Origin of the sequence: Pseudomonas sp. OE 28.3 (genome assembly GCF_014268205.2) — a bacterium.
GTDB classification, from domain to species: Bacteria; Pseudomonadota; Gammaproteobacteria; order Pseudomonadales; family Pseudomonadaceae; genus Aquipseudomonas; species Aquipseudomonas edaphica.
The window spans coordinates 3,780,989-3,794,219 of sequence record NZ_CP077082.1 but is presented as its reverse complement, the minus strand read 5'-3'; the positions used below and the strand labels follow the sequence as shown (position 1 = coordinate 3,794,219).

The window sequence follows — 13,231 nt, the reverse complement described above, 5'->3', positions numbered from 1 at the left end:
CAACGACCCTTATCGTTGCGGGGCTGATTGTTCCCAAGCTGATCGTTCCCACGCTCCGCGTGGGAATGCCGCCAGGGACGCTCCGCGTCCCACTACTGCTAAAAGTAATACGGGAATTTCAGGCTGAACGTAAAGTCCGGCGCATCATCCGTCATCCCAATCGACAGGTTCGGTACGATCGTCAGGTTATCCGACGCCGCAATCGTCATGCCCACGTTGAAATACCCGGCGTTGGCATCGCTGGACACCACCGATTGCCAGTCCTGGCCGCTCTGCTTGACCTTGCTTTTACGTTGCACCAGGTCAGACACCGAGAACGACATGCTCATCTTCTCATTGAGCGCGAAGGCCACCCCGACACCGAGTTGGAAGCTGTCACCCAGGCTGACTTTGCCAGGGATCTTCTGATTGAGATTGGGGCTGATATCGCTGAACGAGTCTTCGAAGTTATGGGTGTAGGAAAGCGAGCCGAACAGCACGGCGGGGTCGAACGTCTTGACCAGCGAAATACCTGGCGTGACCGACCACACCCCGTTGCCGGTCGGCAGGCTTTCCGGCACGGCGAGGTTGTTATTGCTGGCTTGCTCGATCAGCTTGATGCCATAGGGTTCCTTGCCGGTCGGTGCCTTGACCCGCAGCGACACCACCGCATCCGGCAGGCTGGCGCTCTCATCGAGGAATTTATAGGCGATGCCGAAGTTGACATCACCAATGGTTGGGTCGCGGCTGACTGAGGCTTCCGACGTATTCTTGGCATCGCCGCCGGCGCCACCGGACTGGTAGGTCGCTTCGCGATACACCACCGGCACGTTCAGGTCGAACTGCCAACGGTTGTCCAGGTTGTAGCGGCCGGTGAGGTCCAGGGTCCAGCTGTCCGACTTGATCCGGTCCAGGTTGATATTGCCCAGGAAGATCGAGTCCAACGCCAGAAAGCCGTTGAGTGACAATTGGCGCGCGTCGTAGCGGGCATAGGTGAGTCCGGTTTCAAAGCTGAACTTGCCATTGCCAAAAAAGCCGCTGGCCTCGTTGTACAAGTTGCTCACACTTTGTGCCGGGGCGGAATCGTCCTTCAGGCTTTGCCCGTACGAGCTGTTACCGGCTGCACCGCCGGACGCTGCGCCCGCGCCGACGCCGGCCACTGTCGTACCGCCTTTCTGGAAGTCGGCAGGCGACTTGGCCAGGCGTTTGGGCGTAGGTGTTGCGGGCTGATCTTCCACTTGCCTTACGCGTTGCTCCAATACGGCCAGTGCTTTTTGCTGCACTTCATAACGTTGCTTGAGCTCCAGCAGTTCCTGCTTCAGTGTTTCGATATCGGTATCCGGCGCGGCGTACAGCACCGAAGCGGGTAGGAGCGTACTCAAACAAATCACGGCACGTAACGATAAAGATCGATGCATGAAATAAGCCGTCCCTTTCTAATGCGTAAGTGTCGAGGCTCAGCGTAGTTCAATAACCGGAGGGGCGTAGGCCTTTGAGTTGATCCAGGTTCAGGTTCTGCGTGATGTTGTTCAAACCGTTGTTGCCCATGACCACATTAAGTTGGGTCATATTGTTCACGAAGTTGCTGTTGCCCTGAATAACCGTGCCTTGCAGCACATTACCGGCACCGATTTGCTGCACCACATTGCCCTGATTGTTATTGGCCTGGAGCGCCATTTGCAGGCCACCGTTTTTAGCCGTGACCGTCACTTGGCCGGCGGCTGTGCCTCCGGTGATCGGCTGGCCGGCAATCAATGCCTGACCCGACTGCACGTAGTTGGCGGGCGCCAGGCCGTTTTTCGTCACGTTGATATCCACGCCGTTGTTGGCCGTGTTGCCATCGCCCGCTGCGCGCACGCTTTGCGTGACACCCTGGCCGGTGCCGAGGCCGGCGCCGCCGACGACGGTACCCTTGCCGTCAGGCTGTTTGATCACGCCGGTGCCGTCGTTACCGGTGATTTGCACGTAGAATTGCGGGGTGACGGTGGAAGCGTTGACTTGCATGTCGGCGGTGCCGGTCACGGTCGCGCCGGCGGCATTGGTCCAGGTGCTGCTCATCACAATGCCAAAGCTGATAATCCGCCCGGGCATCACATAGCGCCCGCGCAACTCGGCCATTTCCGCGTCCTTGAGCTCGATCGGCTTAAATGCCGAAGAAGCATAGGCAGGTGCTGCGGCTGCCAGGCACATGACTGTCAGCCAGCGTCGAGTGTTCATCGTTTGCTCCTGGAGCGTCCTGCTCCTTATTGCGCTTCTAGAAGAAGTCGCTCTGGATAAAACCGAAGTCCATCAATTCACTGTCGCGTACCGGGCTGAACTCGTTGAACTGGTTCTTGGCCGTCAGCGGCGCGCGGGGTGTGAGCAAGGCGTTGGCCTTGTCGTAACCCTCACCGATCACCGCGAACACGATGCCGTTCCAGCCCTTGACGAAATCGTTCTTGGCATAGCGCTTGTTGCCCAGCACGGGGTCGCCGATATACACCCAGTCTTTGTCGGCCCGTTGCAGCACGACAAAGTGCTTGTAGCCACGAATGTCCAGCAACACCACCACCGGCACTTTCACGGTGACGAGTACCTCAGGCGTAATCCGGTAGCCCTTGGCGCGCATGTGGATGCTTTCCAGGTAGCGCTTCATGTCGAGCATCGAGAAGCCTTGGGTGCGCACCAGGTTCTGGTCGGCATTGACCAGCATGCCCTTGATCACGTGGTCTTCATCCACGTCCATCCAATAGGCTTGGCGCAGGATGGTTGCCAGCGCGGCGGCGCCGCAGCTGAAATCGGTTTTTTGTTCCACCAGGTTGGCGAATTTGCGCTCGCGGATGCTTTCGACCTTCTTGTACACCACCGCGCCGTTTGGCATGACAACGGCCATTTGCGCCGCCCAGGTCGGGCCGGTGAGTGCGAACAAGAGGAGGGCAGCTGTGAGGCGCATGATCGTATGACCTGCTGGACACTGGAAATAAAAAGGGCCTTGTTGCCAAGGCCCGATCTGGATCAGAAGCGAGTGATTGCTACGTTGTTCTGACCTTGGTTGTTGCTGCCCGACAGAACGTTGGAGTTCGACACCCCAGAGCTGTAGTTCATCGAGTTGTTCACGCTGGCGTTGTTGACCACCGGTTTGGTGCTGCCCCAGCCGTGGCCGCTGGCCAGGTTGAGGGTCAGGTTGCCCGACACATCCTGCACGCCAGTGACGGCTGCAGCACCGCTGTCGCCATTACCCGAGGCAATTGCAACGCTGTTGCTGCCTTGGTTGGAGGTGCCCGATGCGGCGTTCAACTGAATCACGCCTGAAGCGTGGTTGCCGCTGTCGTTAAGGGAAGCGTTGTTTCTAGTGCCGCTGTTGGCCACAAAGTTACCGGTGTTCGATTGAGCGGTACCGGTGGCGGCGAATACGAAATCCGCATCCCCGGAAACGATGGCAACGTCGTTTTTGCCTTGGTTGTTGTCGCCGCTCAGCACGTTGCCGTTGGCCACGCCACTGATGTTGTTGTAGGAATCATTGGCCGAGGCGTTGTTTTTGGTTTTGTCATTAAGTACCACGTTGCCATGGTTGCTCTGACCGTCCTGTGTGGTCGCAGCAGCCGTGGTAGGCGCGTGATAACCGCCCGCTTGAGCAGCAACAGCCATGAGCGCAGCGAGAGCAAAAGCCAGTGGTTTAAGAGCCATTGAAGTTTTCATGGTGTATCTCCTTGCTTCTAATTAGTTGGTTAAGTGTTGGTACGGTCTAGCTATGGACTCAGCTCCATCAGTTGAGTCGTAAGTTCAGGGTGTTAGCCACTCGGTTCCCCACCCCGGCGCTCTGGTTGACCTGAACCACTCCACGGCTGCCGGTGAAGGCCTGGTCGCTGGTAACGACCTGGCGGCTGCCAGTGGTAGGGGTCAACCCTGAGTCGGTTGCAAGCGCAACGTTTTGTTGCGACATGACGCTGTCGTCGATGCTTTGCGGGCCAGCACTCACGCTGATGCGCACGGCATTGATCATCTGGTTCTGGGCCCCGGCGGACTGGTTGACACTCAGTGCACCGTTGCCATTACTGAAGGAGTTGCCCTGGATCGCAGCATTGGCGTTCAGGGAGCGGTCGGTGGGCGCGCCGCTGATTTTTTGCGTGACGGCGATGTTCGCCCGGGCATTGTGGCCCACCGCAATAGCGACGTTGTTGCTCAGTTGTTGCTGGTCACCCGCGGCCTGGTTGATCGTCACCACACCGTTGTACTGCTGGCCCGAGTTATCAATGGTTGCGTTGTTATTGCTGTCGGCCATCGCCGCTGTGCAACCGAGCGCTGCTAGAAGCATCCAGGAGTGGTTCATTTCATTGCTCCCCCCACCATGCCGCTGATGTTGTTCAGAGGGGCGAGCCCGCTGGATATCGCACCGTTGACCGTGCCTGCAATACCGCTGCCGCTACTGCCGTGGGCGGCTGCTCCCGCTGCGCCGAGGTTGTTGGCGCCACCGAGCGAGTTCAAACCGGTAATGTCACCGTTTGGCATGATGCTGCGCGTAATGCTGGAACCGCTGCTGATACCGGCAATGTCGTTATCGCTCAGCTCATGGTTCATGGCGCGATTGACTTGGGCCGATGGGTTGGCATTCACGGTATTGGGGTAGGGGTCTTGGCCGCGTGAGCGACCGATTGCATAAGGTTGAACCTGGCGTTCAACCACGATCACACCATCACCGGCCGCAAGCACTGGAACGCTCACGCTGGCACTCAGTGCACAGCTGATCAGCAGGAGGCTCAGTGAGCCCTTATTGTGTGTGTCCATGGCAGTGTTCCTTGTTCTTCACGCTGACCCTAAACAGCGTTATCAGGAACAGAGCAGAACGCGTGCCGCTTTTTATTTATTGTTTATATTCAGAGGGTTGGAGATAAAACGAGGCAAAGTGATGGCGGTGCTGTTTCAGGGTTGAAACAGTGTCGCCGTCAAGGGGCATGCCCGGCCCCGCCTCAAGGGTGTCTCAGCGATGTAACACTGCACGTGACAAAGCCATGAATGCGCACCGGGCGGGCGATTCAAGCGAGGGAGGTGTTTCAAAAATGGACACTTGGGCGCGAGCAAACTCGCCGTTGCCGGCTGGCAGACTCAGCCCTTGGGGGCTTTACGCGGTATGGAATTGAGGACCGTGTTGCCGTCCTGGTTCTGGGTCAGGTAGACCGGCAGTACCTTGGGCAGGGAAGGCACGAGGTTGTTGACCTCGTTGATGTTGTAGATGCCGCCGATGCGAATCGCCCCGGTACTGGCATCTGCCAGCATCACCGGTTTGTTCAGGTAGCGGTTGATCAGCGGCAACGCGTCCGTCAGGGCCAGGTTGTCGAGTACCAGTTTGCCCTGGCGCCAGGCCAGGGTCGAATCATTGGGGTTAATCGCAGCGATTTGCGGGGTGGCATCGCCCAGGTTGTAAGTGGCCTGCATGCCTGGGGTAAGGGGCACGCTGGCGTGCTGCTTGTCACTGGAAATCTGCACCGAGCCTTCAAGCAACATCACCCGCACCTGGTCTTCATATTTCCAGACGTTGAACTGAGTGCCGGTCACCCGAACCTGGCCTTCGCCCGCCTTGACGATAAACGGGTGAAGGCGGTCATGGGTGACTTTGAAAAACGCTTCGCCCTTGTTCAAGGTCACGCGGCGTTGATCCTTGTAATGGCTGTAGACCAGTTCGGTGCCCAGGTTCAATTCAACCTGGCTGCCGTCGCCGAGGGTGACTTTGCGCAAGCCCGTGTCGGCTTCGAAATGCTCATAGGAACTGGGCAACCAGCCCGCTTCCCAGCCGGTAAAGGCGGCCAGCGGCAGGGCGGCGAGGCATATCGCGGCGGCCACCGCGTAAGTGCGCAAGCGGCTGCGCGGTTTGAACGGCAGCACAACCGCAGCAGGTTCGCTGCGTGGCAGGTGGTCAGCCACGTCCCAGATTTCCAGCATGGCCGCATACTCAAAGGCATGCAGCGGATGGGCGTCGTGCCATTGTTCAAAAGCCCGACGCTCGCCCGCCGTGCAATCACTGGCATGCAGGCGCATGCACCAATGCGCGGCGGCATCGGTGATCGCGTCATAGTCGTCTTCTGAAAGGGGCTGTTGAGTCATTAAACCGTCCTGATTTCCCACATTCTAACCTCCCAAGGCGGATGGCGAGAACAGCCGTCATGGCGATTGCACATCAATTGGAACTTATTCTCGTTTGGAAACATCAGAAAACACAGGACACGAGTCCGTCATTCCCACAATGGAGAACGAATATGCTGAAGAAAACCTTAGTCGCCCTGTGTGCAACCACCGCACTGCTCAGCGCCGGCGCCGCCCTGGCCGATAAGCCGGGCGCGGGCTGGATCACCATCGAAAAAGCCATTGAAACCGCCAAGACCAAGGCCGGCTATGTCGAGGTCTACAAAGCCGAAGCCGATGACAACGGTTACTGGGAAGTCAAAGGGCGCAAGTCCGATGGCATCGTGTATGAAGCGCGTATCGATGGCGCCTCCGGCAACGTTCTGCGCGATCAGAAAGACTGACGCGACTGGCGGGGGCTGCTCAAGCCCCCGGATCCAAAACACGACCCAAGTGCGTAATCAAGTAAGTCACTGAGTCGGCATTGGCCAAAATCGTGTCAATGCGTTTGTCGGCGTTACTCATGAAGACGTCGCGGGCATCCTTGAGGTCCTTGGTGCCGGTGGTGTTCAGGACTTTTTGTCTAACGTGAGCCGTTGCAGTGTCAGGCCCATAGTCTTCCCATTGCGCCGAGTAATCATCCCAGGTCTTGAACAGCATCGTCGCGGGCGTCATGGTGGAGAGCGCGGTTCTTTGCAGGTCCTCCAGGGTTGTTTTGAGTATCTGGGCGCCCGGTTTGGCCGCGTTGATCAAGTCGGTGAACGGCCGCATCGAGTCAAGATAGGCGATGTCTTCAGTCTCGAGCTTCAAGTGCGTCAGTTCGTGAATCAGGGTACTCGCCCTGGCGTGGGCGCAGAGGTCGAAAGGTGAAGTCAAACGGTTCTGGTAACTGTCCATACCTGGATCAAAGAACCGATTGAGCAGGTACAGCTTGCGCTCCCTGTCTTCAGGAATGACAAACGCGTATTGGTGCGCTGCACCGACACGGCTGGTCCCACTGACAAAACGCTTGGAGTCGGCGCTGGTCAGGGTCGGATCGCTCAATTCATCCAATATCATGTCGACTATTTTCTCGACTCTGCTCAACTGGTCAGGTGTCAGGCTGACGACACCGAACAATTCACCGAAAAAGCGGCCTGCCCGGCTATCGGGCGCACGCTGTTTTGCAAACTGAACGATGTTGCGTTTGCAATTGACGGTGTAATAGATCGCAACGTTTAACCCTTCTGTGATGACCTGGGCTTTCCAACTCGAGAGTGCGGCAATTTCGCGTATGCCCGTCGCCTCGATATTGATCGCTGCCCGTTCGCCGGCCCGCGTGTGCATGCGCGACATGACTTTGCCATATCGTGGGTTATGCAGGCTGAGGTCCAGCACCCATTTACCTTGTGAATTACGGCCCACATACGCGCCCACATGCTTATCCTTGGACAGGCGCCAGCGCTCGGCGGTTTTCTTCACCGCGTACACCTTGCCTGCCAGTGGCACATAGTCTTTCAAGCTCGCCTTGTCCATGTACACATGGCTGGAAGCACTCTGTTCCAGGTCCTTCAATGCGACATCGTGAGCTTCGAAAGGCTGCAACCCGGTACGCGCGGGTGCGGTGATATCCAAGGTCGTCAGGTGGGTGGCCGCAGGCAGGGTTTCGTCTGACAGGTTGGCTTGTGATACTTCTGTTTCGGTAGGCGGCGGGGCTTCGGTGCCCTCAAGCTCATTGTGCAGGGCGGCCAAATGAGCCACGCCGATGATGAAATCCTTCAGGCCGGCCTTCCACTGATGCAACTGCAATGCATCGGCTGAACGTTTGAACATTTTGTAGCTTCGCCACACCGCCAGCGGATACGCGAGTTTTCCTGCCATGAACTGAGCGGCTGCGGGGATGCCCTCGCGCAGCAGGTAGATGACCCTGTCCCAGAGCGATTTCGCGCCTTTCTCGAATTGGCAGGCGAGCATTTTGAGCAATATCTGCGTGTTGTCGTCGAACAGGTAGTGAAGGGCATTGCCGGTGACGACGGTCGAGGCCAGGCGGATATCGAGGGGGCGATGACGGTTGTTTTGCAGCAAATTGCGGTAGGTTGCCTGATGCGTCGCCTCCAGGTGCAGCACCACCCAGTCCTGAAGCTCTCCAGGCTTGGTCAATTCATCCAGCAGCGCTTGCTCGTTCGCATACTCCTTGAGTGTATGGTTTTCGCTGTAGGGCGCGTACAGCACCAGCGGCCCAGCGCTGCGGGTTGTGGGACCAATCAAGTACATCCCCAACACCTTGGCCAGGGAAGCACCTTCGGTGGCAATCAACTCCAAGGGTCTGAACATTGCCGTTGCCCCGTCGAGCTCAGCCCGCGCCAGTGCGTCCGGCATGTCGAATACCTGCTGAACATGGCTCAGTGCCTGCGCCGTCAGCCGCTCCTGCAGCCTTTGCTCATGGGCGTATTGCAGGGTTTGCCAGGGTAACTGTCGGCAATACAGGCCTCGGCGTTTACGGCCTTCATCCGTGTTAGCGTCCAGGTGGCTTTGCAACAACTTCTGGTAAGCGCTGTTCAGGTCCAGTTGGCGCACCATTTGCACCACGGCACTGGCATCCAATGTGGCCGGCAAGGCAGTCGCGTTGCGTGAGCGTGGGCGGATGTTTTCGGCGTCCAGGTCGGGCCAATGCCGCAAAGCAAAGTCGGTCAGGCTGCAGACATTCACGTCGAGCGCCTGATGCAACGGGATCATTACATCATCGGGGTTCAGTGGCTGTTCGGGATAGCGTGCCTTGAGCAACGCCAGAAGTGCCGTGTGCGCATGCTTGCCGATAGCGGTGATGCCATTGAGGTAGTCTTTTTCGTCAGGCGCACTGTTGTGATACTGCTCAAGCAGCTCGGCTTGATGAAGCTGATCCTGAGGGGGTGCCAAACCCAGCCAGACGGGCAGAGCCTGTTGATGGGTCATGGCACTCGCCACCGCCCTGGCCCGTGCAAGGTTGGTCGGCGCGGCGTGTTCCAAGGCCGTTTCAATGTGGTTTTGCAAGGCGCGAGCGGCCCATTTGCTCGCAAGCAATTGGTCGATACCGTCCATGACGAAATCGCTGTAGGTTTTCAGACGATTATCCAGCAAGTTGTCGTCAATGCGTTGCAGTGGCCCCAGACCATATGCCTGATGCGGCGCACGCAAGGAAATAGCCAGGTTTTCCAACAGGGGCAAACGCTTGATCGGGTGCTCCAGGCGCTGACTCATCTGCTCGCGCAAGGCTTGCACCGAGGTGAATACCTCATACCCGCGCCGAGGCGTCCAGAGCACCGCCTGGCCCGAACGCTGCGGGTCGATGCCTCCGCGTTCAGTCAGCACAAACAGGTTGGCAAGCGCATGGGCGGTGTCGGATGTGCCAATGTTCAGTGTCAAGGTGTAGGCGTCCGGAAGAAAGCCGTTCAGGCCGTGGCGGGTCAAGCGTGCAAGGCTGTCGGTGCGTAGGACGGTGTCAATCACTGCCTGGCTGTTGGGCGGCAGTGTTTTGCCCAACAGTCTCAGTTCGGCTTCACTGCGCAACCCAAGCAGCATCGAGTGCGCCTGTTTTTTGCTCATGTTGCTGAGGAACAGCAATGGAAGCTGGCGCATCTCGTGGTTGGCAAACACCTTCAAGACTTGATCATTGATCATGTTGAAAGTACTCAGGGTCATGCTGGGTAACTTCTGCGCCAGATGCGGCTCGAGCTTGCTGTAAAACCCGGTTGTGACACTGTTGGGAACGCGCGAGGCTTCATCGCTCAGGCGTTCAATGAAGTGGTCAACCATGCTCACCGACGTCAACGAAGGACGCTCCTCGCGCTCTTGGGCGCGGGTGGGATAAGTGTTGATATAGACCTCGTCGGCCTTGAGCGCCAGGCGTTGTGATTGCATTTCTGCATTCAGGGCGAGGGTGACCATTGAGCGTAATGTCGGCTGTTGTTTGCGCTCTGTGGCCAGTGCATCTTCAGTGGCACTGAGGCGCCGTAGCTGCACCTTGGCGTGCTCTGCCCGCACGGTGGATGGCCGGTCGTTGCCGCTGGTGACCGGGTGCGCCGTCCAGCGCCCTGCGGTTTCCAGCGTTGCGAGGCGGCTGTCCAGCATCGTGCGTATGTCCAGTGCGCAATCGAGCAGCGCATCCAGATTTATCTGGCCATCACTGCGTCGGTAAAGGTCCAGTGCGTGGTTCATATTACTGAGCTGCTTGCCCGCAATGTCTTCGACCATGCCGGCAAAAACGTCACCCGCAATGGGTTGGGCGGCGATGTTAATCTGATCCAGGCCAATAAAGGTGTCGCGCTCATCCAGCGACAGGAAATTGAGCAGTTCATCTTCGTGGCCAGCGGCCTTGAGCATGCTCAATAGCGTGTCTTTGAGATCTTCCATGTCTTTGAGTACTTGTACCCCACGCGACTGCGTGTACAGGTAGGCGTGGCTCTCGCTGATCAATAGCGTGCTGGCCAGTTCCACATAGTGCTGGTAGGGCGCATGCAGGCGTACTTTTTCCACGCTTAGTTCGTTGGCGTGAGCGTTGCGGGCGCCTTGGTCTGGTAGAAACAATGCCTGAAGGGTGTGGCTTTCGTCGGCGTTGAGAATTTGCGCCTGACGCTTGAGCAAGACATCCAGGCGAAATTTATCCGCCATGACCTGGGTGAAGAGTTTCAGGCGTGAGGTTTCGTTGCCGATGTCCTCGTTCCAATAAGTCTTCAGCAGGCTGTCCAGCAGTTTTGACAAGCTGCCGGATGTTTCTTTGATCAGGGTTTCCCAGTACTGCTGATCTTGTTCGCGTTCTACCAGGGTGAAGGCGCTGGTGACGTGTTTCGGGTTGAAATATTCACGGATCTGGTCCTGGGGCCAGGCATGTCTCACATAAAACTGCAGGAACGCTTCGCTCAATGGCAGGGAATTGACCCAGCGTCGCTGACCGCCTGCCGGGTCCTGGATAAAAAAATCGACCCGTGTATCGCGTTGATCCAGGTTGGGGAAGTACGAGCGCGCCATGATGCTGAGCAGCGTGTCGAGCATGCCGTACAGCGTGGGCGTCGTCTGCAGTTGCTCCAGTACGACGCGCACGTTGTCTTGCTGGCAGGCCTCCAGGGCTTGCTCCTGGTCTTGCATGACGGCGCCTTCGACAAGGGTGGCGGTCAGCGTTATCGGCGTACTGGCGGGCAAGGCGTTGCGCTGTGCAATCGACAGAAAGCTCAACAATTGGACACGCTGCACCGCATCCGCCAGTTGCTCGGCGACGTCGACCAGCAGGCTGGCGTGGTCGTCAAACACCTGAATACCACCATAAGGCGTGTAAAGCAGTGCTTTGCCGTCGTCCGGGGCAGGGCTCATCAGAAAGGCGCCGGCAAGTGGAAAAGGCGGCTGGCCCGATACATTGATCAGCAGTCTTTCGACGCGCATGGGGTAGGTTTGCCGTTCGGGGTCGTTACGTGCGGCATCGCTTGCTTGGTACACCGTGTGCAGCCAATCGAGGTCTTTGACGGTCAGCCCCAGCGCGCGCTCACGGTCGGTCGGCGCGTTTCTTTTAATCGGCAGCAGGAATTCGTCAAAAAAATATGCGGGGGTTACGCCGGTCATGGGCTTGCTCCGTTAAGTAGGGGAGTGACAGGCTAGGGAGGCGTGACCGGAGGGCGGGGGTAACTATTGAGGCCCGTCGCAAGTTGACAGCAGGCACAGTGCGTGGTGTTTAATCGAACACTTGAATGTCCATTCGTTGCCTCTCCTAATCATAAAAACGCCATCATAAAAACGGAGCTTCAAATGTCTGCGCAGTCTCCGACAGTTGCCAAGGCTTCAACCGCAATCGGCTTCACCGAGTTAGTGGCCCTGCTACAACAGGTTTTTGTGCGGCACGGTACGTCACCGCAAGTGGCGGCGATCCTTGCGCACAATTGCGCCAGCGCTGAACGTGACGGCGCGCATAGCCACGGCGTGTTTCGCATTTCAGGGTATGTGTCGACGCTCAACAGCGGCTGGGTCAATGGCAAGGCGGTGCCCGTGGTTGAGGATGTGGCCTCAGGCTTTGTGCGTGTGGATGCCGATAACGGCTTTGCCCAACCAGCACTGGAGGCCGCGCGCTCGCTGTTAGTGCGCAAGGCGCGCAGCGCCGGGATCGCGCTGCTGGCGATTCGAAACTCCCATCACTTTGCGGCTTTATGGCCCGATGTCGAACCTTTTGCCGAAGAAGGTCTGGTAGCGCTCAGCGTGGTCAACAGCATGACCTGCGTGGTGCCCCATGGCGCGGATCGACCGCTGTTCGGCACCAACCCTATTGCTTTTGCCGCGCCGCGCGCCGATGGGCCACCCATCGTGTTTGACCTGGCCACCAGTGCCATTGCCCATGGTGACGTGCAGATCGCAGCACGCAAGGGCGAGCGTTTGCCGCCGGGCATGGGCGTGGACAGCTTGGGCCAACCGACCCAAGATCCCAAAGCCATTCTTGAAGGCGGCGCGCTGTTACCGTTTGGCGGGCACAAGGGTTCAGCGCTGTCGATGATGGTCGAGTTGCTGGCGGCGGCGCTGACGGGCGGCAATTTTTCGTTCGAATTCGATTGGGCCGATCATCCCGGCGCGCGCACACCATGGACCGGCCAATTGCTGATCGTGATTGACCCTGGCAAAACCGCCGGGCAAGGCTTTGCCGAGCGCAGCCAGGAACTGGTGCGACAGATGCATGCGGCGGGGTTGCGGCGGTTGCCGGGGGATCGACGTCATCGCGCACGGGCGAAGTCGCAGGAAACAGGCATCGAGATTGATGCGCAGGAGCTCAAGCAGTTGCAGGCACTGGCAGAAGGATAAAAGGGGCTGCGCTATCAGCGCAGCCCCTGTGGTTTAGCCGCGACGACCCAACAAAAGGCCGACCACCAGGCCAAAGCCTGCGGAAATGGCCACGGTCTGCCATGGATGGCCACCGATATAGTTTTCGGTGGCGTCCACCACCGGCTTGCTGCGTTCACGCACGTTGGACACCGAGTCCAGTGCTTGCTTGAGCTTGATAGCGACCTGCTCACGCAGCGTTTCACCTTCTTCGCCTACCAGCGAAGCGCTGCTTTTGAGCAGCTTGTCCGACTCTTCGATCAAGGCCGTCAGTTCACTGAAAGCTTGATCCTTGATTTGATCTTCGACAGCTTGGGCGGCAGTTTTGCGGGCCATTGTGTGACTCCTT

11 protein-coding genes are annotated in these 13,231 nt (G+C 58.2%); 2 read left to right on the top strand and 9 right to left on the bottom strand.

The features are described from left to right. Positions 1 to 98: 98 nt before the first annotated feature. From HU759_RS16950 to HU759_RS16920, 7 genes are all read right to left on the bottom strand, one after another. The gene (locus HU759_RS16950) at positions 99 to 1,397 is read right to left on the bottom strand and encodes a transporter (protein ID WP_099549304.1); all 1,299 of its coding nucleotides are present in this window, start codon (positions 1,395 to 1,397) and stop codon (positions 99 to 101) included. A gap of 49 nt (positions 1,398 to 1,446) precedes the next feature. After that, on the bottom strand, positions 1,447 to 2,196 hold the full coding sequence (locus HU759_RS16945; RefSeq protein WP_099549305.1) for a hypothetical protein: 750 nt from the start codon (positions 2,194 to 2,196) through the stop codon (positions 1,447 to 1,449). Positions 2,197 to 2,233: 37 nt separating this feature from the next. Beyond that, positions 2,234 to 2,911: a C39 family peptidase gene (locus HU759_RS16940; RefSeq protein WP_017138128.1), complete on the bottom strand. Its 678-nt coding sequence runs from the start codon at positions 2,909 to 2,911 to the stop codon at positions 2,234 to 2,236. Positions 2,912 to 2,973: 62 nt separating this feature from the next. Further along, positions 2,974 to 3,657: a hypothetical protein gene (locus tag HU759_RS16935; protein ID WP_017138129.1), complete on the bottom strand. Its 684-nt coding sequence runs from the start codon at positions 3,655 to 3,657 to the stop codon at positions 2,974 to 2,976. Positions 3,658 to 3,724: 67 nt separating this feature from the next. Further along, the gene (locus HU759_RS16930) at positions 3,725 to 4,288 is read right to left on the bottom strand and encodes a hypothetical protein (RefSeq protein WP_017138130.1); all 564 of its coding nucleotides are present in this window, start codon (positions 4,286 to 4,288) and stop codon (positions 3,725 to 3,727) included. Further along, positions 4,285 to 4,743 carry a hypothetical protein gene (locus HU759_RS16925; RefSeq protein ID WP_170039661.1) on the bottom strand — a complete coding sequence of 153 codons (459 nt, stop codon included), beginning with the start codon at positions 4,741 to 4,743 and terminating at the stop codon, positions 4,285 to 4,287. The genes HU759_RS16930 and HU759_RS16925 overlap by 4 nt, the downstream gene beginning before the upstream one ends. A 318-nt stretch (positions 4,744 to 5,061) precedes the next feature. After that, positions 5,062 to 6,057, bottom strand: a complete 996-nt coding sequence (locus tag HU759_RS16920) for a FecR family protein (RefSeq protein ID WP_186617750.1) — start codon at positions 6,055 to 6,057, stop codon at positions 5,062 to 5,064. A 152-nt stretch (positions 6,058 to 6,209) separates the two neighbouring features. On the opposite strand from HU759_RS16920, the gene HU759_RS16915 reads away from it, so the two are divergent. Then, entirely contained in the window at positions 6,210 to 6,479 is a 270-nt protein-coding gene (locus HU759_RS16915) for a PepSY domain-containing protein (protein ID WP_017138134.1), read from the top strand. 19 nt (positions 6,480 to 6,498) lie between these two features. On the opposite strand, the gene HU759_RS16910 is transcribed toward HU759_RS16915, so the two are convergent. Beyond that, positions 6,499 to 11,643, bottom strand: a complete 5,145-nt coding sequence (locus HU759_RS16910) for a DUF6543 domain-containing protein (protein ID WP_170039657.1) — start codon at positions 11,641 to 11,643, stop codon at positions 6,499 to 6,501. Positions 11,644 to 11,826: 183 nt separating this feature from the next. Between HU759_RS16910 and HU759_RS16905 the strand changes: the two genes are divergently transcribed. Next, positions 11,827 to 12,864, top strand: a complete 1,038-nt coding sequence (locus HU759_RS16905; protein ID WP_170039655.1) for an Ldh family oxidoreductase — start codon at positions 11,827 to 11,829, stop codon at positions 12,862 to 12,864. A 33-nt stretch (positions 12,865 to 12,897) separates the two neighbouring features. Here HU759_RS16905 and HU759_RS16900 read toward each other — a convergent pair whose 3' ends face one another. Further along, positions 12,898 to 13,218, bottom strand: a complete 321-nt coding sequence (locus tag HU759_RS16900) for a DUF883 family protein (protein WP_017138137.1) — start codon at positions 13,216 to 13,218, stop codon at positions 12,898 to 12,900. Positions 13,219 to 13,231 lie beyond the last annotated feature (13 nt).

Bases quoted from the DNA above. Each gene is read 5' to 3' on its own strand.
- HU759_RS16950 (WP_099549304.1), bottom strand. From the start codon at position 1,397: ATGCATCGATCTTTATCGTTACGTGCCGTGATTTGTTTGAGTACGCTC.
- HU759_RS16945 (WP_099549305.1), bottom strand. From the start codon at position 2,196: ATGAACACTCGACGCTGGCTGACAGTCATGTGCCTGGCAGCCGCAGCA.
- HU759_RS16940 (WP_017138128.1), bottom strand. From the start codon at position 2,911: ATGCGCCTCACAGCTGCCCTCCTCTTGTTCGCACTCACCGGCCCGACC.
- HU759_RS16935 (WP_017138129.1), bottom strand. From the start codon at position 3,657: ATGAAAACTTCAATGGCTCTTAAACCACTGGCTTTTGCTCTCGCTGCG.
- HU759_RS16930 (WP_017138130.1), bottom strand. From the start codon at position 4,288: ATGAACCACTCCTGGATGCTTCTAGCAGCGCTCGGTTGCACAGCGGCG.
- HU759_RS16925 (WP_170039661.1), bottom strand. From the start codon at position 4,743: ATGGACACACACAATAAGGGCTCACTGAGCCTCCTGCTGATCAGCTGT.
- HU759_RS16920 (WP_186617750.1), bottom strand. From the start codon at position 6,057: ATGACTCAACAGCCCCTTTCAGAAGACGACTATGACGCGATCACCGAT.
- HU759_RS16915 (WP_017138134.1), top strand. From the start codon at position 6,210: ATGCTGAAGAAAACCTTAGTCGCCCTGTGTGCAACCACCGCACTGCTC.
- HU759_RS16910 (WP_170039657.1), bottom strand. From the start codon at position 11,643: ATGACCGGCGTAACCCCCGCATATTTTTTTGACGAATTCCTGCTGCCG.
- HU759_RS16905 (WP_170039655.1), top strand. From the start codon at position 11,827: ATGTCTGCGCAGTCTCCGACAGTTGCCAAGGCTTCAACCGCAATCGGC.
- HU759_RS16900 (WP_017138137.1), bottom strand. From the start codon at position 13,218: ATGGCCCGCAAAACTGCCGCCCAAGCTGTCGAAGATCAAATCAAGGAT.